The sequence below is a fragment of the Neisseria iguanae genome, assembly GCF_003013245.1.
Lineage (GTDB): Bacteria > Pseudomonadota > Gammaproteobacteria > Burkholderiales > Neisseriaceae > Neisseria > Neisseria iguanae.
On the sequence record NZ_PXYY01000011.1, the window covers coordinates 1 to 21,573 of the forward strand.

At 46.8% G+C, this 21,573-nt stretch carries 13 protein-coding genes and 5 pseudogenes; 9 read left to right on the forward strand and 9 right to left on the reverse strand.

Annotated elements, in window-relative coordinates; all coding sequences use genetic code 11:
• The first annotated feature begins 41 nt into the window (after positions 1-41).
• Positions 42-694: pseudogene (locus C7N83_RS03050) on the forward strand (transposase).
• 1,021 nt (positions 695-1,715) lie between these two features.
• Here C7N83_RS03050 and porB read toward each other — a convergent pair.
• The 3 genes from porB to C7N83_RS03070 form a co-directional block, all read right to left on the reverse strand.
• Entirely contained in the window at positions 1,716-2,792 is a 1,077-nt protein-coding gene (gene porB / locus C7N83_RS03055) for a trimeric porin PorB (protein ID WP_106740547.1), read from the reverse strand.
• A 364-nt stretch (positions 2,793-3,156) separates the two neighbouring features.
• Positions 3,157-3,957 carry a tRNA pseudouridine(38-40) synthase TruA gene (gene truA, locus C7N83_RS03065; RefSeq protein WP_106740548.1) on the reverse strand — a complete coding sequence of 267 codons (801 nt, stop codon included), beginning with the start codon at positions 3,955-3,957 and terminating at the stop codon, positions 3,157-3,159.
• Positions 3,958-4,063: 106 nt separating this feature from the next.
• The gene (locus C7N83_RS03070) at positions 4,064-6,382 is read right to left on the reverse strand and encodes a motility hub landmark protein FimV (RefSeq protein WP_106740550.1); all 2,319 of its coding nucleotides are present in this window, start codon (positions 6,380-6,382) and stop codon (positions 4,064-4,066) included.
• 531 nt (positions 6,383-6,913) lie between these two features.
• Between C7N83_RS03070 and C7N83_RS03075 the strand changes: the two genes are divergently transcribed.
• The 6 genes and pseudogenes from C7N83_RS03075 (at position 6,914) to C7N83_RS03095 (ending at position 10,121) form a co-directional block, all read left to right on the forward strand.
• Positions 6,914-7,207: a YciI family protein gene (locus tag C7N83_RS03075; RefSeq protein ID WP_106740552.1), complete on the forward strand. Its 294-nt coding sequence runs from the start codon at positions 6,914-6,916 to the stop codon at positions 7,205-7,207.
• A gap of 3 nt (positions 7,208-7,210) precedes the next feature.
• Positions 7,211-7,480: a BolA family protein gene (locus C7N83_RS03080; protein WP_106740553.1), complete on the forward strand. Its 270-nt coding sequence runs from the start codon at positions 7,211-7,213 to the stop codon at positions 7,478-7,480.
• 24 nt (positions 7,481-7,504) lie between these two features.
• Positions 7,505-8,377 carry a peptidylprolyl isomerase gene (locus C7N83_RS03085; RefSeq protein WP_106740555.1) on the forward strand — a complete coding sequence of 291 codons (873 nt, stop codon included), beginning with the start codon at positions 7,505-7,507 and terminating at the stop codon, positions 8,375-8,377.
• A 355-nt stretch (positions 8,378-8,732) separates the two neighbouring features.
• Positions 8,733-8,846 (forward strand): annotated as a pseudogene (locus C7N83_RS03090) (GIY-YIG nuclease family protein); the annotation flags it as partial.
• Between the two features lie 932 nt (positions 8,847-9,778).
• The gene (locus C7N83_RS14520; RefSeq protein WP_170064781.1) at positions 9,779-9,934 is read left to right on the forward strand and encodes a hypothetical protein; all 156 of its coding nucleotides are present in this window, start codon (positions 9,779-9,781) and stop codon (positions 9,932-9,934) included.
• A gap of 4 nt (positions 9,935-9,938) precedes the next feature.
• Positions 9,939-10,121 (forward strand): hypothetical protein, encoded by a 183-nt coding sequence (locus C7N83_RS03095; protein WP_106740557.1) that lies wholly within the window; start codon positions 9,939-9,941, stop codon positions 10,119-10,121.
• Positions 10,122-10,285: 164 nt separating this feature from the next.
• Here C7N83_RS03095 and C7N83_RS03100 read toward each other — a convergent pair whose 3' ends face one another.
• From C7N83_RS03100 to C7N83_RS03110, 3 genes and pseudogenes are all read right to left on the reverse strand, one after another.
• A complete protein-coding gene (locus C7N83_RS03100; protein ID WP_106740559.1) occupies positions 10,286-11,674 on the reverse strand; it encodes a nicotinate phosphoribosyltransferase in 1,389 nt (462 codons plus the stop codon).
• Positions 11,675-12,469: 795 nt separating this feature from the next.
• Positions 12,470-13,996 (reverse strand): sodium/proline symporter PutP, encoded by a 1,527-nt coding sequence (putP, locus tag C7N83_RS03105; RefSeq protein ID WP_106740561.1) that lies wholly within the window; start codon positions 13,994-13,996, stop codon positions 12,470-12,472.
• Positions 13,997-14,537: 541 nt separating this feature from the next.
• A pseudogene (locus C7N83_RS03110) lies at positions 14,538-14,889 on the reverse strand (IS1595 family transposase); the annotation flags it as partial.
• Between C7N83_RS03110 and C7N83_RS16890 the strand changes: the two are divergent.
• A pseudogene (locus C7N83_RS16890) lies at positions 14,819-15,043 on the forward strand (membrane protein insertase YidC); the annotation flags it as partial. The pseudogenes C7N83_RS03110 and C7N83_RS16890 overlap by 71 nt on opposite strands.
• Before the next feature lie 32 nt (positions 15,044-15,075).
• On the opposite strand, the pseudogene C7N83_RS15665 reads toward C7N83_RS16890, so the two are convergent.
• Together C7N83_RS15665 and dacB are read right to left on the reverse strand one after the other, a co-directional pair.
• A pseudogene (locus tag C7N83_RS15665) lies at positions 15,076-15,328 on the reverse strand (IS1595 family transposase); the annotation flags it as partial.
• A 397-nt stretch (positions 15,329-15,725) separates the two neighbouring features.
• Positions 15,726-17,138: a D-alanyl-D-alanine carboxypeptidase/D-alanyl-D-alanine endopeptidase gene (gene dacB, locus C7N83_RS03120; protein WP_106740564.1), complete on the reverse strand. Its 1,413-nt coding sequence runs from the start codon at positions 17,136-17,138 to the stop codon at positions 15,726-15,728.
• 238 nt (positions 17,139-17,376) lie between these two features.
• Here dacB and C7N83_RS03125 point away from each other — a divergent pair, with 238 nt between their 5' ends.
• Complete coding sequence (locus tag C7N83_RS03125; protein WP_106740566.1) at positions 17,377-19,113, forward strand: SulP family inorganic anion transporter; 1,737 nt, start codon at positions 17,377-17,379, stop codon at positions 19,111-19,113.
• A 200-nt stretch (positions 19,114-19,313) separates the two neighbouring features.
• Here the strand turns inward: C7N83_RS03125 and C7N83_RS03130 are convergent, their stop codons facing one another.
• On the reverse strand, positions 19,314-21,482 hold the full coding sequence (locus C7N83_RS03130) for a primosomal protein N' (protein ID WP_106740568.1): 2,169 nt from the start codon (positions 21,480-21,482) through the stop codon (positions 19,314-19,316).
• Positions 21,483-21,573: the final 91 nt, after the last annotated feature.

The following is a 21,573-nucleotide window of genomic DNA, read 5'->3' on the forward strand; positions in this document are numbered from 1 at the left end:
TTGGGGCTGAAGTAGATTAGTAGTCATGTCAGACGGCAAAAATTAAGATAACCAATTGTAAATTAACAAATAATCCACAAAGAAAACTCCTCCAGTTTTTCGTACCGGAAGCCACAGCCCGTGCAGCCGCTGATATTTTGGGTATCCAACCCGGTTGGGCTATGTTGTCCTACCGCAAAACCCGCCAAGCGGCTGCCTGTCATTTGGCGCAGGAAGCCGGCGGGGTTTTCAGAGGCCCCACCGGGCCGGACGGAGGTTGTTTCGGCGGTCGGCGTAAAGGTAAACGCGGACGCGCGGCAGCAGGGAAAACGGCTGTATCCGGCCTTAAAAGCGGCAGGGAAAGGTTGGTACCGCCGTTGTGGGGGATAACGGGAAGGATGCCTTATTTCCGGTTATCAAACAGCAAACAACACCTGACAGCATTGTTTATACCGGTAGTGACAGGGGCTGTGGCGTGCTTGATACGGGCAGGTTCGCGCATCAGCGCATCAACCGTTCACAGCTTTTTGCAGACCGTCAAAACCCTATCGGCGGCATTGGAAATTGTTGGAACCGGGCTAGGTACGTCTTGCGCAAATACAATGAGGTTGGCCGTAAATCTTGCCCGCTGTCCTTGAAAGGATGCGGGTTCCGCTTTGACTTTGGCGTACTGTCCGGGCAGCTTGAAATGCTGCGGCAATGGTGTGGTGTTTGAGGTTAATCTATGTCAGCCCCCAAAATTAAAAAATGGCACAAATCCACATAAACATAGAAGCATAACGGATCAATACAATCTAACTGTCCCATCCTTCTGCTTCATCCACGCCCGTTTTTTTAATCAGACCAAAGTCAGGGCGGTAAGGCGTTAACCAAAAATATCATGACCTGTATTCTTGATGGGTTTCGCCTATCCTGTCTTTTATGAAATGAGGCATTGCCCGTGACAATCACACTGTTTTGTGGCAACGGCGGCAAGAACGGCGTTTTCACATATTGCTGTTCATACGGCAGTCATACAAACCCGCTGAAAGTAATGGACCGTTATGAACCGTTCCAACCGCATTGGCCATGTTTTTCAGTTGCCGGTTGTGTGTGTGTCATAAGGCTTTTAACCTTTGGCTGTATAGGCGTAAGGCCGGTAGTTATGCGATCGCCAAGATAAACAATGGGTCTGTTGCTTTGTCCGTCAGTTTGTCATTGCGCCAAGGAGCGGGTGCGTTTGTTTTCATCAGTTGGCGGGTGGTTCAAAATCTTTTTTTCGTGATTTTGAGTCGCTGCCGTACAATGCCAATCGCCCGTTGGGTGCAGTTAAAGCGAACCGCTCTTTCCCGTTGGTAATCGTCGGGGTATCGTTCTGCATCTTGGCATTGTAAGGCCGTGTCTTCCCTTTGCGAGCCGTGACGGTTTTTCGCTCCGGTTGTTTTTTCCGGTTTTGAATGGTGGTTTTGCCGATGGTCTTTTGAGTATGCCGTCATAAAGGTTGGTGTGTCATGTCTGTTTTTCTTTGACTATATTTTTCACATTTTCCATCATGGTTCAGAACGCAGCAATCCGACTTCATCTACTGCCCCCGAAAAAAAAAAACAACTATTTCAGAAAATGGCTATTCATCTCTGCCTTTACAGTATTAGTATAGCAACACTATTTTAATTAACCACCCACTCAACCATTTTTCTCAAACAATAAAAAAAGAGCCTAACAAAGCAGGCTCTTTTCTTTAAACCAATCTATTCAGATTAAAATTTGTGACGTAAACCAACCAAACCGGCAGTATTTTCAGCCTTGTTATTACCGCTACCAGCTTTCAACCAACCAGCAGAAATCATAGCAGTAGTACGTTTAGAGAAGTCATAGTCAGCACCTACAACCACTTGATTATATTGAGTACCGTTTTGTTTCTTACCGTCAATTTTTGGTTTAAAGCCATGTGCGTAAGAAACACGTGGAGTTACGTTACCGAAACGATAAGCGGCAGTAGCTGCAACTTCGGTAGTCTCAATTGCTTCATTACTTGCAGAAGCATCAATCACACCATTAGACAAGGCGTTAGCATACTCGCCAACAGTTTCCCAGTTCTTACCGTATTGACCAGCAACAACCAACAACAAGTTATTTGCATCATAACCAGCTTGCAAACGGTGTAATTGACCAGCACCTTTAGCAATTGCAGCATTTTTATCGGCATTCAAGGTGTGTTTACGGTAACCACCAGCATATTGGCCAAAGAAACCAGAATTTTCATAGTTCAAACCGGCGTAGTAAGTATCTTGAGATGGATAGCGGTGAGTATACTTATCATCGGCATTTTCGTTGTCGCGCGGCACGTATTGTACGCTGGCACTGAAACCACCGAATACTGGAGAGTCGTAACGAGCAGATACAGCACGCTTATCATTACGGGTAAATACACCCATACCCAAAGCGTTGTTGCTATATTCCCATGGGTCAATTGCATCAACATCCTTGATGGTACTGTTCAATTTACCGACACGGATTTTACCAAAACCACCCTCCAAACCAATGAATGATTCGCGAGTACCCCAGCCTGAATTAGTACCGGCTACAGAAGCTTTTTGCTCCAATTGCCAAATTGCGTTCAAGTTGTTAGACAGGTGCTCATGACCTTTGAAACCGATACGTGAACCGAAGTCAGCAACTTCAGTTGCAGTTGCAGTTTTTCTTGATACACCGTCAATAGTAGCTTTAACACGAGAAACTTCGACACCGGCTTTGATTTGACCGTACAAAGTCACATCAGCTATAGCTGCAACAGGCAAAGTTGCCAAAGTCAGAGCAATCAGAGATTTTTTCATTGCTGTATTCCTTTTTCTGTCATGAAAAATAACTTAAGCAGACCAAATAAATCCGCTTAGGCCTTACATTTATCGCTGGAATCAGCGATTCCATGAGTGTCACTATAATTGTTCCCTTCTAAAAAAACAAACTTTATAGACAACAACCCATTTACCCTCACGAAAAAAACTTTAAATCCGCCTTCATAAAATAAAAAAAAATACCTATAAATCAATAATTAATTTATATAGAAGTTATTGTGCATTTTTACAACACAGATTCTTTGATTGATTTCTCTTTACTTAGCACAAAGCAATATCTATCCTTATTTTATGATGTATTTTTCAGTTTAAAAATGATATACCCATAACGCTATTTAATAATTTACAACCAAACCGGTATGTCCGCCTTGATGATATTGAATTCATCCGGATAATCGACACCAGTCAGATACAAGCCGTCAGGCATAAATGTGGGCGGAGCTTTCAGGCGGCTTTTCTCTTCTACCAACCGTGCGAAGCCTTCTACACTGAGCTTCTTGTTGCCTACATATACCAACGCCCCCATGATATTGCGCACCATATGATGCAGGAAAGCACTGCCGTGCAAATCCAGCTTTAAGAATGCAGGCGTGCCGCTGATCTTGGCACTGTATAGTGTTTTAATCGGGGATTTTGCCTGACATATGGAAGCGCGAAAACTGGAAAAATCTTTTTTGCCTTCTAAAAATTTGGCTGCCTGCTGCATCAGCGTAATATCCAAATCCAAATGCGTCCAACCTACTTTACCAACCAAAATCGGGGAACGAACAGGCGCGGATTGCAACAGGTAACGGTAATGCCGGCCATAGGCATCAAAGCGGGCATGGAAATGCGGTGCAACCGCTTGCGCGTACCATACAGCAATACCTTGCGGCAAATGGGCGTTAGCCCCTCTTATCCAAGCTTGTGCCGGACGGTGGGCGCAGGTATCAAAATGAACGACTTGTGCAGTGGCATGGACGCCGGTATCAGTACGTCCGGCAACAACAACCGAAACAGGTTCTCCGGCAACCAGGCTGATGGCGTGTTCTAAAGCCGTCTGAACCGTCGCCACGGAACCTGCCTGTTTTTGCCAACCGAAAAAGCGGCTGCCGTCATAAGACAAGGTCAATGCCCATCGTTGCTTATTGGGATTTTCTGGCATAGTGGAATCTGATGATTTGATTGATGAATTTTTGTATTTTGTATAAAGAAAAAAGATGCCGTCTGAAAAACAGCATCTTTATTTGTGCTTAAGTGATAACGACGGCTTATACATCTAATTCTTCAAGCATGGTTTTCGCTTTGGCCGAAATAGCACCGTCCGACTCTTCAAGCAGCTCTTTCAAGGTTTCGCGGGCGGCTTCAGGATCGCCGATTTCGACATACATTTTCGCCAAGTCATATTTAGCTTCCAACGGCGCAGTCATGCCGACAGATTCTGAAATGAATCCTGATTCGCGACGGCTGCTGTCTACCGTATCGGCGACGGCAATGCTGTCCCATTCAATGGTTTCATCGGCATCAGCCACTTGCGCAACTTCAGGGTTGAGATCATCCACATCTTCGAATGACAAAGCTTCGGTTTGCTGAATATCGAACAATTCAGGCTCGGCCGCTGCTTCTGCATCTACTGCCTCATTGCGTAGTTCAGGGCTTGGCTCGAATGTCGCATCTGCCACCGGCTCTTGTTCCATTTCCGGCTGAGTAAATTCTAAAGGCTCTTCTTTATCAGATTTTGCTGCGTCAAAGTTAACAGCACCATCAGTTGCCTCGGCCAATACGGCCGGGGTAACTGTAGCCAAATCGCTTTCGACAGCTTCTACTTCAGCCTTAGTCTCTCCCGCACAGAAATCCCATTCATTTTCTTTAATTTCCGCCTTGGTTTCTCCAACTTCAAAATCCCAAGATTCGCGTTCAGACGGCTGGTCGGTCATAAAATCTTCGACAATAGGCGCTGTCGTTTCTTCAATAACGGCAGCTTCGACTGCTGCATAAGGGTTTTCAGACTCAGGCTCGTAAACGCTTTCGGTGGATTCGATGCTGTCCCAATCCACATTGCGGCGTTTTTCGGTTTCTTCATCATGGGTCACCGCACCAGATACAATCGCGGCTTGGGTGGTATCGATGGCATTTAAATCAACATCGACATCGCCTTGTTTGGCAACCGGCGTTTCTGGTGCCTTAGTAAAGAATATGTCGTCACCGAAATCATCCTCCACTTCCAATTCGTCATCAGCCTTTTTAGCCGCATAAGCAGCTGCTGTGCCTACTCCGGCAACGGCTGCTGCGGTTTTGGCTGCATTAGAAACGGGGTGCTCTGATTTGGGCAACGGTTTGCATTCAGTGGCGTGAACTTCAGATTCGAATATTTCTTCGTTAACCACAGGCTGCACAGCTTCTTTCTCCGGCTCGGCTTTGCGTTTGCCCAATAATTTAGACAAGAAGAACAGTGCGATTAAAGCCGCACCACCCAACAGCAACCAACGCCACAAGCTGTTGTCGCTTGATTCGGCAGTTTCTTCCTGTTGCGCAGCTGGTACTGTCGGAGCAGCTGGTTCTACTGCACCGCCGGCTTCAGAGACAACAGCCGGCTCTGAAGCCGCCATCGCTGCGTTGTTATCCACCGCTTCGGAAGCGGCAACTACAGCCGGTTCTGCTTGAGAAGCAGCTTGGTCTTCGGTCAGGGCAGCCGCCTCGGTGACGGCATGCGTGGCCACCGCAGAAGCAGCCGTTTCTTTCGGCGCATCTATCGGTTCGGTCGCTGCTGGTTGCATTTCTACCGGTTTGCCCGCCGGAGCGGCTTGGTCGGCATAATTTTGGAATTCGCCACGATTTGGAATGCCCAAGACCTTACCGGCCAACATGCGGTCGGCATCATTATCGACAAATACATCAGGGTTGGCATTGACCAAAGCCTGAACGGTTTGCGCCAAGGTCATGCCTTGCGGGCGCACACGGCTGGCAATACCGGTCAGCGTTTCGCCTTGGCGTACCAAGTGGTGTTTGCCGTAAACGATACCGCTGTATTGTTGTTGTGGTTCCGGTTTGGCAACTTTATTGTTATTGTCGATGGCGGCACGGCGCACCGGTTTGTCGTTGCGGGCGGCAGGAGTATTATCGTCGCGGGTATCACGGTTGCGGGCAGTTTGGCGGCCAATCGAAGCAGCGGCCGGGGCAGCTTCTACTCGGTTGGCCGGATTATTTTCTTGCACACGGGTTGCGGCACTGTCGGTTTTTGAATTGTAACCTGCCGGATCGATAATGGCGGTGTATTCGCGTGATTGTGAACCCACACCGACTTGGAAAATCAATACGGGATCTTGAATCGGCTTAAACGAACGGATATTCACCACTGCCTTATCACTGCTTCTTTCACGGATGCTGGTACGTAAATTACTGTTTGAAATCAAGGCCTTGCTTCCGTTGGACAAGGCTTTGGCTTCTTCGCCTGTGACGATGATAGTGCCTGAAAAAGGTTCGCCCAAATGCGAATGGACGTTCAAACCGCCCAACCCGGCCATGGCAGTAAATGACGTCATAAATGCCACGGAAGCGGCGATTAATTTAATTTTATGATGGTTTTTCAAAACTTAATCCCCTGTTTGAAATTGCAGCCCGGCTGCATAATCCGTGCTTAAACTGTATACTTTGTGATGATATATTCTAAAGTACCTGTCTGCCAAGTCATCTGAATAAATTAGGTTAAAAATTGGCAGGAAAATTGTAACTTTATCGCTATTATCGTTTCTTTTTTACAAATACATCGGGATTTACAGAGTATATTCGGGTACTCATCCGATTCATCAATGCGGCAAGCCGTCTGAAAACGGTTTCGTATTTAAAATATGCAAATGTTGTGCACCCAAATGAAAAGCTGCTGCCTGATAACTGGGAAAAAGATGCAAAAAAATCGGCAGGTCTATTATTATGATGGGACATGATTTTTTGTTAAGATTGATTGTCATTTTTTTAAGAATCATAAAACGAGAATCAATTATAAAACGCTTGGAGCTGTGATAAAATAAACGCTTACAGACGACCTTTCAATATCATGCCGTCTGAAGCCCAATCTTCAGTATCAGCTGATTTCGAAATCGATTCATAATTAAGGATATTTAATGCAATATTTCATGTTATTGGCTACCGACGGCGACGGCGTACACGATGCCCGTATGGTAGCGCGCCCTAACCATTTACAACGCTTGGAAGCCTTAAAAGCCGAAGGCCGCCTGCTGGCAGCAGGCCCGAATCCCTTACCGGATGATCCGGAGCGCGTTTCCGGCAGCCTGATTATCGCGCAATTCGAATCGCTGGACGCGGCGCAGGAATGGGCGGAAAAAGATCCTTACGTTGACGCCGGCGTTTACGAAGAAATTTTAATCAAACCGTTCATACCGGTATTTGGTCTGTAAATCATGGATATGAAGGTAGAAATCGAAGGCCGCCTGAAAAGTTTGGACTACCAGTTTTTTGAATTTGAAGACGAAAGCCATCTCCATATCGGCCATGCAAGCAATAAAGGCGGCGGGCATTATGCGGTTGTGATTGTGAGTGAAATATTTCGTGATCTCAGCCGCCTCAACCGCCAACGTATGGTGAAAACCTTATTACACGATTTATTTTCAGACGGCCTGATTCATGCCTTGAGCATCAAGGCCGTCACCCCTGATGAATATTTTAATTGATTTGACAACATAATCGAGAAACTTATGAAAAAAACTTATTTTGCTTCGGCAGTCTTGTTTGCCCTCACTTCAGGCAGCCTGTTGGCTCAAACTTTGGTCACCGTCAACGGCCAGGCCATCGACAGCAGCGTGATTGATGCCCAAGTGAAGGCTATCCGCGCAGAAAACAGCGAAATCCGGGACACTCCTGCCCTGCGTCGCGACCTGACCGAACGTCAAGTAATTTCAACCGTGGTCGGACAAGAAGCCAAACGCTTGAAATTAGACCAAAGTGCGGAATACAAACAAGCCCTGCAACAAGCACGTACGGCTGCCGATAAAAGCGGGGCGTCTAAAAAAGCCAACTTCAAAACCGAATGGGCGGTATTTGAAGGCGAATTATTAGGCCAAGCCTATGCCGCTCATACGGCCAAACAAAATCCGGTACAGGAAAAAGACGTGAAAGCCGCTTACGACGATTTCAGCAAGTTCTATAAAGGTACGCAGGAAGTGCAATTGGGCGAAATCGCCACCACCAACAGCACCAATGCCGAAAAAGCGATCGCCGGTTTGAAAGCGAAAAAAAGCTTCCGCAGCATGCTGGAACAATATTCAGTTGACGAGCAGGCCAAACAAGCCGGTGGCATTCCTAATGCTTATGTGCCGCTCAAAGATTTGAAGCAATCTGCGCCGCCTTTGTACAACGCAGTTAAAGACCTTAAAAAAGGCGGTTTCACGGCCAAGCCGCTGCAAAACGGCAATGTTTACAGCGTATTCTATGTAAACGACCGCCGCAACATCACCTTGCCGACTTACGAGCAGGCGAAAAACGGCATTGCCCGTGATTTGCAGGCTGCACGCATTGATGCATCGGTGCAATCGCTGCTGCAAAAAGCCAATATCAAACCGGCCAAATAGTCAATGACGGAGTTGATGATGAAGTATCAAACGGCAGTTGCCGGTATTCTTTGGCCGGACTTGCGATTGCCAAAACGCCTGAAATCTCTGCCGAACGCTTCAACAGGATGGTGAAGTAAATGTTGCACCCAACCGATCAAAATCCAAACCAAATGGTGCCTCCATCCGCAAGGATATATATGGTACGTTAATTGCAGGCGTTTGAAGTGTTGAAAAACGAAGCCCTTAAGGCCGAATTGGATAAAGACCCCGAAGTCCGAAACCAATTTAAAACCATGAAAGCCCAGTTTTATGCCACCTAATTATGCGCAATATCTGGAACGCGACACCACCGATAACGATTTGTACAAAATCAGTGTGGTATGAATTTTTTGAAAGCATGCCGCAAGCGATTGCCAAAGAAAAAGCCATGAAAAAATGGCGGCGCGAATGGAAAATCCGCTTGATTGAAGAAGATAATCCGGATTGACTGGATTTGTTCGGTGGATTGGTACAGTGAACTTTGATACAGTAAATGAAAAGCAGCAACCTTAAACTCAAACAACAAAAAGCCGTCTGAAAAAATATATAAGTTTCAGACGGCATAAACAGCATCCGTACAGTTACGATGCCAAAAGCACGCTGCTAACAGTACCTGCGCAGCTTTAAAAATAAAGTCAGATAAAAATAGCAGATTTGCCGAAACACAGTCAAAATATTTTTATATTTTTTTAGGGGCATTGTTTTGCATTTTGATTATTTTGATATTTAAATCACCCCTGTTTTTTCAGAGCCGATTTTAGGAAGTTTTTAAAGTTAAAGAAATACGATAAGTATCAATTTAAAGTTTTGGTTGGCAAGAGCGGTTGGGTTTCGCATGGGTGGAAAGCGGCTGGTTTGTTGATTTACCGTATGTCTATAGACAAATAGACCGACTTTCGGCGGAAATATTCTTATCTGTTTTCTTTACAACTGCCGCGATGATTCCTATCAGGTTATCGAAAACCGCGATGAATTCAAACAGCTTCTTAGCAGCCTAATCTGCCTTGGCAAAACTTCCGTAGCGCGTAAGCAGAAGATGTTTACGATTTGTATGAAAATCACAGAAAATTTAACAGCAAGTGCTTGAAATAATGAACCAGTAGGTTATGCAGATTCGGGTTTTCATTAATGGCCGCGCGGTACGGTTAGCCGCCCGTAGCAGCGTAATCGTATGCACGCAGTCATTTTATCGGTAAACAGCAACAGATAAAGCCACAGCAACCTGTCTCTCCCCCGTCTGGCAGTTCAAAGAGGGCAGATTGTAGAAATGATGGTGGCTATCATATTTCCCCAACGGAAATATGTCAGGCCGTTACAGACCACAGCCCAATCCAAATTGTACAACTATTGGAGTAGGTGAGGGGATTACGATAGATTCTGATGCAACGAACAAGAAACCCGTGCCGCGCAAGCATTGCTGCTCAAGGATTGTCGTTTGACGATTTGATAAAGCATTATCCGAATCCCGAGCAAGCGTTCAATAAATTTATTATGCCGCATCAATTCCCGCTGGAAATGGCCAAGCAAGATTGTTGAGCCGATGGACCGTGGCGGCATGGCACACAATCCGGTAAAACTACAGGATAAGTTTTATCTGTTCAAACTCAGCGCAGTCAATCGCAATCCGGAAGCGCAGCTGTTCGGACTAATGCGCAACCAACTTGCGCAGCAAGCCAAACAACAGAAAGTGCACTGTCAGATTGATAAAATTGCTCAAAACTAACGGCGTCAGCCGCTAAATAACGGTCGTATCGTTAAAGGCCGTCTGAATGTTTCAGATGGCCTTTTCTGTACAAACCACTTCGTCATCAATCTGATTCTGCATTTGTTTGAAGGCCTATTAGATATTTAGAATGGTAAAAGTCGCTAGAATACTTAATCATAATTTTAGAAAACCGCTCTCTTCCGAATATCATCAAAATGTTCATCAATCAATAATTCTCCATTGAGAAACACCGTGCGAAGCTGATTTTTTTGCTGTCCAAGCGCCTTTTTTTCAATCGTGTGCCACCCCTTCTCTTGTTTCACTAAGGCAAGGATACCCCTTTTCGAGCGTTTTTCTCGGCTGGTAATCGGATCTTTATAGACATCATACCATTCACCCGCAATACACACTGCACTGGCTTTCATTGCCCAACTCATTGTGTCTCGATTTACTTGCTGTAATAATCCGCCGCCCATACCAAAGGCGACATTCTCAACACTAAAACCTCTGGCAATAATTGCCTCCAAGATTTTACCTAAAGAATTCACATTAATGCCATCACCCTGAATAAGACGTACACAATCAGGCAAGACTTTATAACCTTTACTATTTAAGGTCGTGCCAAATTCTTCAGCCAAGATCGTTAAAGCGCGACAAACCACTTCAACAGGATCACCGCTATCCAAGCGAATCACTAAAGTGCCTCCTTTTAACTCCACCAGATCTTTTAGTTCAGCACTCCAAATATTTTCTAAAGTATTCCAAAGATTATAACTATCTGACACTACTGAATAAATTTTATTTTCACCTCCAAATTGCTCAACCATATTACGGTAAGCATCCACTTCTCTCTCTTTTCCCCAAGAAGTCATTGTGCTGTGCTCCGCCGCAGGAATCGAAAACGCAGGCATTGTAGTAGCGTTATACCAACGCTTTGCAGCAACAAGTGCAGACACACTGTCGGTTCCCATAAAATTCACTAAATGTGCTAAGCCACCTAATGCCACAGTTTCTAAACTTGAAGCACCACGAGCACCGAAATCGTGCAATTTAAAATCAATCCCTTCTAAGCGATCTGATGATTTTTCTAATGCTGCTTTAATTTTTTGTTTACAGAAATATGACACACTCCCCACTGTAGAGGGATACCAAATCGCACGCAATAAGGCTGTTTCTAAATAGCCAACTAACCAAAAAAACTCAGGATCAGTATTTACAATTTGGCAAATCACATTTCCGACAGGTAGCACAGTGCCTTCTGGTACGGCTTCGATTTTGATTGGTAATAGACCTCGATATTTCTCCAATAAATGTTGCCAACCTTGACGATTAAATGGTAAGCCGTGTGCAGTCAAGACAATCTCAGCTTCATCAATATCATTTTGCGTGATAGGTTTGAGTAAATATTCTTTAATAAATGCTTGCAAACCAAACGCAAGCACATCGAAATTTCCCCCACGCGCTTCAATATAGTAAGAAATATATTCTGTATTCGGGGGATATTGGAGCCAATGGGATGCTTTATAACTATCTGTATTCAAGATAAGATTAAGAAAATTAGAAGTATACATTTCATTTAATCACTAAAAACAAACAAAAAGATAAAATTTGATGCATATCCTTTTTAAGGCTTTTAGCGATTTTTTGTCAATGTTTATAAAACTGCAACAACGGTAATAAACCCTACCCTGCCGTTTCAAAATACCGGATACGGAGAGGCTTTACCCGCTGCTTTCGCGATCCCGTTTGCCTTTACACTGAACGCCGGAATACCACCCATCCAGTCCGACGGAACCATCAAAAACTTTATCTGCTTGAAGCGTTAAATGGCAGGCAACAACCTGACGGGTTTTACGGTAAACAACGCTGCTGCATTGGGGTGGATATCCAATAAACCGGCAGCCGGACGGGCAGTAACTCCGGGTACAAAAACCCAAGTTGTTTCTTTTGTACTTTTTCAGATAATTTACAGTGTGTTATCTTCATTTTCGAATGAGTAACATAACTGCCAATCTAATACAGCCCCAAAACTAAGAACCAGGTATAACAGCCTGAAACACAATCCGTCTATTTTATTTACATTTAAATGAAAAAAGGGGTTAATAGTGTCGAATCTGACAAAAAGTCGCTGTTATTCGGATATAAGCAGGGATAATAAGACGTTATTTAAAAAGATTTTTTGGTTACTAGGAAAAAACATTTGGGTAAATACCAATCCCAATGTCCACAATAGACCCATTTTTATTATTACCACATGCTTGTAACTATTTGTTTGATGATTTTCTACATAAATATAACCAATAAATAAAATTTGAAACACAGGAAAAAGGCCGTCTGAAAATTCCTTTTCTGACGGCCTTTTTCACCTATTCAAAGCGGCTTTCCGCACGGTAATCCACATCGGCTTTTTCAAATTTCTCAATCACTTCGCGGCTAGGCTCTTTGCCCATCAGGGACACAATGTAAGTCACCAACCAACAGGCGATAAAACCCGGTACGATTTCGTACATGGTGGCCATACCGGCGGCTTTGAGTGCCGGATTGGTGAATTCTGCCCACAATACTACCACTACGGCACCGGTAACCATGCCCCACAGTGCGCCGTTGGCAGTCATACGTTTCCAGAATACGGATAAGATTACCACCGGACCAAACGCAGCGCCGAAGCCTGCCCATGCGTAAGACACCAGGCCCAAAACTTTGCTGCCCGGGTTACCGGCAATCAAAATGGCGATTACGGCTACGGCCAATACCATGATGCGACCGACCCACACCAATTCTTTTTGTTCGGCATCAGGGCGCAGGAAGCCTTTGTAGAAATCTTCGGTAATCGCACTTGAACACACCAGCAATTGGCAAGAAAGGGTAGACATCACTGCGGCCAAAATCGCGCTCAAAATCACACCGGCAATCCATGGGTTGAACAATAATGTCGCCAAGGCGATGAACACACGTTCATTGTTGCCTTCCATCGCACTCACTTGTTCAGGATGTCCGCCGAAGTAAGCGATACCGAAATAACCCACGGCTACGGCACCGGCCAAACAGACAATCATCCAAGTCATACCGATACGGCGTGCACTTTTCAGGGATTTCACGTTTTCAGCCGCCATGAAGCGTGCCAAAATGTGCGGCTGGCCGAAATAGCCCAAGCCCCATGCTGCGGTGGAGACAATGCCTAAGAAGGTGGTTCCGGCAAACAGGCTGCCGTATTCTTGGCTGGTGGTCGCGGCCACGGCTTGCACCGCTGCGCTCATTTCCTCCACACCGTCCAAGCTCAAATACACCATCACAGGGGTCAGAATCAGGGCAAACAACATCAATGTCGCTTGCACGGTATCGGTCCAGCTCACGGCCAAGAAGCCGCCGATAAAGGTGTAGGCAATGGTCGCCCCCGCTCCTAACCAGATGGCGGTTTCGTAGCTCATGCCTTCAAACAGGCTTTGGAACAAGCGCGCACCTGCTACCACTCCTGACGCGCAGTAAATGGTGAAAAAAAACAAAATAATAATGGCGGAAATCACCTTCATCGCTTGGCCTTTGGCACCAAAGCGGTGGAAGAAATAATCCGGCAGGGTTAAGGCGTTGTTGGCGTATTCGGTGTGCACACGCAAACGGCCGGACACGAGCAGCCAGTTGAGCCATGCGCCGATAGTCAGGCCGATGGCAATCCAAGCCTCACTCAAACCGACGGCGTAAATTGCCCCCGGCAAGCCCATCAGCAACCATCCGGACATATCGGATGCCCCGGCCGACATCGCCGTCACATAAGGGCCCAAGCTGCGGCCGCCGAGAATATAGTCGTCGAAATTGCGGGTGGAAAAATAGGCAGCCAAACCAATCAGCAACACCGCAATCAGGTATAAACCAAACGTGATATACATGGGATTCATATATCGCTCCTCATTTTTAATAAACTTATTTTTAAATAAGCAGATTTAAATCTGAAATTTTTTCTTCTAATAAAAAAACAACAACTCGGCCTTTATGCACTTTTCATGCGTCATAAAGACAAATTTATTTTATTTACAACCAGATATATTTAAATTACATCAAAATTTGTAAATATTCGGTTTCAGCATACCGCAATTCCTGCAGCTTGCAAAGCGACAGCAAGCGATTTTTTTGATAATCAAATAAAATTAAGCTCTTTTTCTATAAAAAAACAGTGTGTGATTAGGGCGTATCCTTAATTTTGTCTGCGCTGCATCGCAAATTTTTGAGTAGAAAACCGCGCATGCAAGGCGAAAAGTGCAGCAAGGTTGGGACACCTTGCGCGCACTTTTAACGCAGCAGATGGGTTTTTATGCCGAGTAAAGATGCAGCATGATGAAATGAGGACGCTTCTAGCCAATCAAACCTTTATTGTTTTTTTCAATGAAACTATCTTCCTTACACACGGCTGATTATTTCAGAGACTGTATTAGCTCAGCCTTAAATACCACACCAAAACCGCAAGACTTTAAGCTGCCCTTTTGGTGCGCCAAAGTTAAAACAAAATTCACATTCTTTCAGGAATAAAAGGAAAGATTTCCGGTCAATTCCGTCTTATTTCCGTAGAATTCGCTTTGCCTGATTCCGGAAATTTTCAATACCATCAATGTGGTTTTGACGGCCTGCAAAAAGCCCTGAACGATTGATTCGGTTAAGTAAACCCACTGACAGCCAACAACATCACAGCTTTATAACCGTCTGTACAAACAATGCTGTCAGGCATGGTTTTCCGTTTAATAACAGGCAGTGACGTACCTTTCCCGGTGTTTTCTGCAACAACGGTAATAAACCTTACGGCGCCAGTCGTTGCCCGAAATGAAGCAGCGCTCACACCTGCCGAACCGATTACCGTAACCACCGATACTGTGAAAGCCATCATCGACGAAAAAAGCGGTGATTTGCGCCGGATGACTTTGTTGAAATACCAAGCCACCGGTGACGAAAGCAAAAATTTTGTTTTATTTAACGACAGCAAAGCATACACCTATCCTGCCGTTTCAAAATACCGGATACGGAGCGGCTTTACCCACTGCTTTCGCAATCCTGTTTGCCTTTGCGCAGCCCGCCAAAATAACTTTCATCAAATCCGACGGAACCATCAAAAACTTTATCTGCTTGAAGCGTTAAATGGCAGGCAACAACCTGACGGGTTTTACGGTAAACAACGCTGCTGCATTGGGGTGGATATCCAATAAACCGGCAGCCGGACGGGCAGTAACTCCAGGTACAAAAACCCAAGTTGTTTCTTTTGTACTTTTTCAGATAATTTACAGTGTGTTATCTTCATTTTCGAATGAGTAACATAACTGCCAATCTAATACAGCCCTTATTTTACAGCCTCTTATTTAAAATCAAACGTAACTGAATAACAGATATTTTTTCATTAATAAATTATTAACTTAAAAATGAACACACGGAGCAGGTTAGATACCCGGTATCTGACCTTTTCTCGAAAAGGCAAATTTTACCTTGAATTTAAGTGGTTTCTTGGTTTTTAAGCAAGTGTCGGATTCAAGAATCCGACCTATCTCATTATTCATTTAATCAGCTATGGCTTCTATTAGAAAACCGAAAGGCCGTCTGAAAAGTGGTTTCAGACGGCCTTTTATGATTATTTTTCAAACTGATTCAAACATCTTGCCGCGCTTCGCAGCTGGCGGCCAATGTGACCCAACTTTTCCCTCCCGGCAAAACGATTTCCGACACCAGCCTGTCCATGTCTTTTAAATAAGCATCAGAATGCGGGCTGTTAATCACCACTACCACGACTTTCGGCTGCCTGCCCAGCCAATAGCCAGCCAGCGCGCGCACATTTTTGAGCGTGCCGGTTTTCAGGCGCAGATTGCTGCCTGCTTGTTTCAAACGTGCTTTCAGCGTGCCATCTACACCGGCAATTGGCAAAGTGTTGATAAACTCGTCTTTATAGCGGCTGAAATAGGCTTGTTCTAATAATTGCCCCATCATTTTCGCCGTTACCCGTTCTTTACGCGACAAGCCGGAACCGTTTTCCAACACCAGATGAGTGGTATCTACACCAGCCATGCCCAATTCCAGCTTCACCGCTGAGTCGGCTCGGTGTAAGGCTTCCTGTAAATCCTTATCCTGTCCCAGTTTTAAAAATACCGAACGCGCAATCAGATTATTGGAAAACTTGTTCATGTCCGCCAAAATCCCGCTCAAAGGCTTAGATTGCAGGGTGGCTAACGTTTTGGCTTCAGACGGCGTGGCGGTTACTTTCAGGCCGTCTGAAATCATGCCGCCTCCGGCGCGCCATTGATTGATGAAACTGCGGCGGGCAAAATCTTGTGAAGTCAGCATGTTGACATACAAAGTCTCGCTCAAACAGGTTTCCGGCACATTACCGCTGATAATCAATGCGCCACCGCTGTATCGGCCGCTCATGTAGCGGCTGATGGATTTGCATTCGGCAGTAGACGGCACTACCGTGGCTTGATTGTCGAGCTTGATGTTCGGCAGCGGCGGATTGGTTGTCCACACAATATCGCCCAAAGGATTACGTTCCCCTTTCACCGCCACTACTTTATACGCCAAGCGGTTGGGATCAGGCGGTGTCATGTAGGTTTCCGCTTCATCGGCGGCAAATTCCTTACTGTTTTTGATGTCGCCCCACAGGCTGCGGTCAAGCACCAATTGTCCGGCAATATTGCGGATACCGCGATCGCGCAACTGCTGCTGCAAGGCAATTAAACCTTCTTGGTCAAGCACCGGATCGCCGCTGCCTTCCCAATAAATATCGCCGTTTAGTGTGTCACCAGTGATCGGCGCCGGGCTTTTAAAATTAGTCGTCCAGCGATAATTCTTGCCCAAGGCTTGAAATGCAGCAAACGCGGTCACCAGTTTCATGGTGGAAGCCGGGTTCACCGGTACGCCCGAGCGGTGGTCAATCTGCACTTTTCCAGTGTCTAAATCCTGCACATACACCGAAATTTCATCGGCACGGATTTTGCCGAAGTTCAAGGCCATCGCAGGCAGAGAGCAGGTAGCAAGCATAAATATGGCGAGAGATTGGGGAAATGTCATGGCGGGACTTTAAAGATAGTGCAAATCCGTTATTATAAAACAAGGCCGTCTGAAACTCATATATACTTTCTTCTAATGTAAAATATCCCAATACATTATCAATTATATATTCTGAACAGAAAATATAGCTTTCAGACAGCCTTCCCTTGCAAAGCACGAAATTTCCTCATCGATTCAAATCGTTTTATAATCAAGAAAACCTTTGCAGACCATACCGTTAATTTGATTCTAAATTGCCATGACTCAATCCTTCCAACTTCCGCTTTGGCTACGCCGTTACGACCGCCGCTGTCTCAGCCAAGACATCATAGCGGGTTTGGTTGTCGGCATCATCGTGATTCCGCAAAGCTTGGGTTATGCCGCGCTGGCGGGCTTGCCGCCGGTGTATGGTTTATACAGTGCGATTGTGCCGGTGTTGGTGTATGCGTGGGTTGGTGCGAGCAACGTCAATGCCGTAGGACCCGTCGCCGTCACCGCTATCATGACCGCCCATGCCCTGCAAGGCTATCAACATTTGCCGCCAGAGCAATATGCGCTGTTGGCCGCATTTTTGGCTTTGCTGATGGGTGCATTATTGTGGCTGGCTTCACTGTTTCGCTTAGGTTGGATTACCCGTTTCATCAGCCAAGGCGTGACTGCGGGTTTTGTCACCGGGGCATCAATTCTGGTTTTTATCAGCCAAATCAAGTTCTTAATCGGCGCCAACCTTTCAGGCAGCACCATTATCGATTACACCCTATCGTTTATCAACCGCATTCACACGCTGCATTTGCCTACCCTGATGGTCGGTGCGCTGGCGTTCGGTCTGTTTTTCATCAACCGCTATTATCTCAAGCGTTGGCTGGCACATTGGCTCACGCTGAAAACCGCCCAATTTATCGTCCGCCTGCTGCCCTTAATCATTATGATAGCGGCAGTGGCGTTCAGCTTGATATTGGATTTTCAACAAAACGGCATCGCCGTGATTGAGTATGTACCGGCCAAACTGCCGCATTTTGTGTTGCCGTTTTCAGACGGCCTGCATGATGTATTGAGTCAAATCCTCCACTTGCTGCCTGCTGCGGCCTTAATTGCGCTGATTGCCTTTGTCTCCAGTAATTCCGTTGCTGCCAGCTGCGCGCGCAAACGGCAGGAACATTTCGACACCAATCAAGAATTAAAAGGCTTGGGCTGGGCAAACATGATTGGCGCATTCTTCCAAAGCTTCCCCGTAGTCGGCGGCTTCTCGCGCACGGCGGTGAATGCCGATGCCGGCGCGCAAACACCGTTGGCCGGAATCATTTCAGTCGGCGTAATGGCGGCATTTTTATTGCTGCTGGCCGGCTATCTCGAACCGTTGCCTTATGCCGTATTGGCAGCCAACATCATGGTGGCGATTCTCAGCATGATGGACTGGGACACGCTAAAACGTGCCGCCCGCAGTGACAAAACCGATGTTGCCGCATTTCTGACTGCCTGCTCCGGCGTGTTGCTGTTTGGCCTCAACACCGGTTTGGTATTGGGGGTTTTGGTGTCGTTTGCCGGGCTGATTTGGCAGTCGAGCCACCCGCATTTGACCGTCGTCGGCCACACTTCAGACGGCCACTTCCGCAGTATTACCCGCTATCCGACCACGCAATATAGCAACCTGCTCATCATACGCATTGACGAAAGTATATTCTACGGCAATGCCCAACCGATACGGCATTATCTGGAACGCACTCTTGCCGCGCAGCCCGACTGCAAACACCTGATTTTAATGCTTTCCGCCGTCAACAATATCGACCTGACCGCACAAGAAATGCTGTTATTGCTCAATTATGATTTGAAAAAACAAAATATCTCGCTGCATTTTTCCGACATCAAAGAGCCACTGGCAGATAAGCTGCAACATTCGGTGATGATGAAAAATCTCTCAGGCAGCCTATTTGTCAGCACCGCCGAAGCGGTTGATACGCTTTTGAAAGAAGAAAGCGTATGGTCGCCGATGATTTAAAATTGTTTTTATTGACAAGGCCGTCTGAGCTTTTCAGACAACCCGGGTGCTGTGCAAAACCCCGGATGTGAGTGTAATTCAAAGCGGCAGCATCGCAAAACGCGCAGACAGGTCATACAGACAAGCAAGTGTTCGAGGGCGAGGGCGAGGCGCAAAAAAAATAGGCGAAAGAGGATGAGTCTGCACTCCCCCAGCCTTTATCACATATCCTGCACATCCACATCCACGCTCCAGCGGATTTTGTGGTCGCGGTTTTGCTGCAACACCTGCACCCACAAACCCACCGCATGATGCAAATCCCTGCGCGATGCGGATTCGAGAAAAATCTGCGCCCGTTCGCGTTCGGCTAGCCGCACCATCAGCATGGGGGCGGGGCCGAATTGGGTGACGCTCTCTTGCAGCAAAGGCTGAATCACGGCTTTTATGTCGTTCAAAAAATCCACCGCCTGCGCCACATTCGCGGCATCGGCACGAATAGCCGCCTGAAAAGCGAATGGCGGCATGGCAAACATTTGCCGTTCAGCCAATTCGTTCGTGGCAAAATGGCGGTAATCTTGTGCTTTCACAGCAGCAAATACGGCATGGTCGGGCAGCCGGGTCTGTATCAACACTTGCCCTGCTTTATCGGCACGCCCTGCCCTGCCGGATACCTGCATCAGTTCGGCAAACAAACGTTCCGACGCACGGAAATCAGAGCTGTATAGGCTGCTGTCGGCGTTTAACACAATCACCAGATTCAACCGCGCGAAATCATGGCCTTTAGCCAACATTTGCGTGCCGACGAGAATATCCACATCGTCGGCGGCAATCCGTTGGTACAAATCCGCCCAATCGTCTTTGCGTGATGTACTGTCACGGTCAACACGCACGACTCTGGCCTGCGGCATAAAATTGCGCAAAGTTTCTTCGATGCGCTGCGTACCGTGGCCGACAGGAATCAAATCCTGGTTGCCGCAATCGGGACATTTGCAAGGGACCGGTTCGCGGTGATCGCAATGGTGGCAGCGCAATTGCCGTGCACGTTGGTGCAATACCATTTTGGCGGAACAATTCGGACAGCTGAAAGTATGGCCGCAATCGCCGCAAAACAAGGCCGGTGAAAAACCGCGGCGGTTGAGATACACCAGCGACATACCGCCCGCATCATAATTTTCTTGCAACAGCTTCAAGGCTTGGTGCGAAAAGCCGTTGTCGAGTTTCATACAGCCTACGTTTAAAATATCCACCTGCGGCAATTGCGCGGCAGCATGGGCGCGTTCGGTCAATTCGAGCAGACGATACGCGCCGCTTTGCGCTTTGCGCCAGCTTTCCAAACTCGGTGTCGCGCTGCCCAACACAATCGGACAGCCGACCTGTTTCGCCCGCCACACCGCCAAATCGCGCGCATAATAGTGCAATTCGTTGTCTTGTTTGAACGACGCATCGTGTTCTTCATCGACCACAATCAGACCCAGCCCGCTCATCGGCGCGAACACCGCCAACCGCGTACCGATAACCAGTTTCGCCTGCCCCGACATCGCACGCAAATAATCCTGCGTGCGTTTGCCGGCGGCAGTTTGACTGTGCAATACGGCAGTCGGCACACCGGCAAAACGGTTCTGCACGCGCTTCAAAAGCTGCGGGGTAAGGTTGATTTCAGGCAGCAGAAACAATACCTGTTTGCCCTGCGCCAACACTTGCGCGATGACATCGAAATAGACTTCGGTTTTACCGCTGCCAGTAATGCCGTAAAGCAGAAACGGCTGGAATTGTCCGAAGGCCGTCTGAATCTGCTGCGAAGCATGTTGCTGCCCGGCGTTTAATTTATGTTCAGACGGCATCAATTTCGGGGCAGCGGCATGGAAAATGTCTATCCAGCCTTGTTCTGCCCATTCGCCCAATAATTTTTCCGCTTGGGCATGGATTTTTTTCAAATCGGGTATCGTCAGGCCGCCTGAAAGCAAGGCATCCCACACGGCGCGTTTTTTATGAAAACGCCCGGGCGGGGGCACTTGCGCCCTGCCGGACTCATTTAAGGTGTAAAAAAGTGGCAGCTCGGGCATGGACACAGGCTTGATTTCCTTCAACCCCTGAGGCAAAGCAGTAAACACGGCAGGTCCCAGCGGATAATGGTAATAACGCGCGGTAAATTCCAGCAGCGCGCGCCAGTCGGCCGGCAGCAGCGCTTCATCATCAAAGGCCGTCTGAACGCTTTGAATCTTTCGCACATCAATATCAGGCGTCATGCCGCCAGCCCACACGATGCCGACTTGCAATTTGTTGCGGAACGGCACCACCACACGCGTGCCCGCCGGCAAAGCTTCGTGATGGGCATAAGTCAAAAGGCCGTCCGAAAGCGGTACATTAAGGGCGATATTGTGATAATTCATAATTAAAATCAAATGGTTGTATTTTTCATGCCTGATGATTCAGACAATTTCAAAGTATTCATTTTATCAGCAAGCGATACGTCAAAAAACT

Coding starts and splice junctions, on each gene's coding strand:
- C7N83_RS03075 (WP_106740552.1), top strand. CDS start 6,914: ATGCAATATTTCATGTTATTGGCTACCGACGGCGACGGCGTACACGAT.
- C7N83_RS03100 (WP_106740559.1), bottom strand. CDS start 11,674: ATGTATACTTCTAATTTTCTTAATCTTATCTTGAATACAGATAGTTAT.
- C7N83_RS14520 (WP_170064781.1), top strand. CDS start 9,779: ATGCAACGAACAAGAAACCCGTGCCGCGCAAGCATTGCTGCTCAAGGA.
- putP (WP_106740561.1), bottom strand. CDS start 13,996: ATGAATCCCATGTATATCACGTTTGGTTTATACCTGATTGCGGTGTTG.
- C7N83_RS03080 (WP_106740553.1), top strand. CDS start 7,211: ATGGATATGAAGGTAGAAATCGAAGGCCGCCTGAAAAGTTTGGACTAC.
- C7N83_RS03085 (WP_106740555.1), top strand. CDS start 7,505: ATGAAAAAAACTTATTTTGCTTCGGCAGTCTTGTTTGCCCTCACTTCA.
- C7N83_RS03130 (WP_106740568.1), bottom strand. CDS start 21,482: ATGAATTATCACAATATCGCCCTTAATGTACCGCTTTCGGACGGCCTT.
- dacB (WP_106740564.1), bottom strand. CDS start 17,138: ATGACATTTCCCCAATCTCTCGCCATATTTATGCTTGCTACCTGCTCT.
- truA (WP_106740548.1), bottom strand. CDS start 3,957: ATGCCAGAAAATCCCAATAAGCAACGATGGGCATTGACCTTGTCTTAT.
- C7N83_RS03095 (WP_106740557.1), top strand. CDS start 9,939: ATGGACCGTGGCGGCATGGCACACAATCCGGTAAAACTACAGGATAAG.
- C7N83_RS03125 (WP_106740566.1), top strand. CDS start 17,377: ATGACTCAATCCTTCCAACTTCCGCTTTGGCTACGCCGTTACGACCGC.
- porB (WP_106740547.1), bottom strand. CDS start 2,792: ATGAAAAAATCTCTGATTGCTCTGACTTTGGCAACTTTGCCTGTTGCA.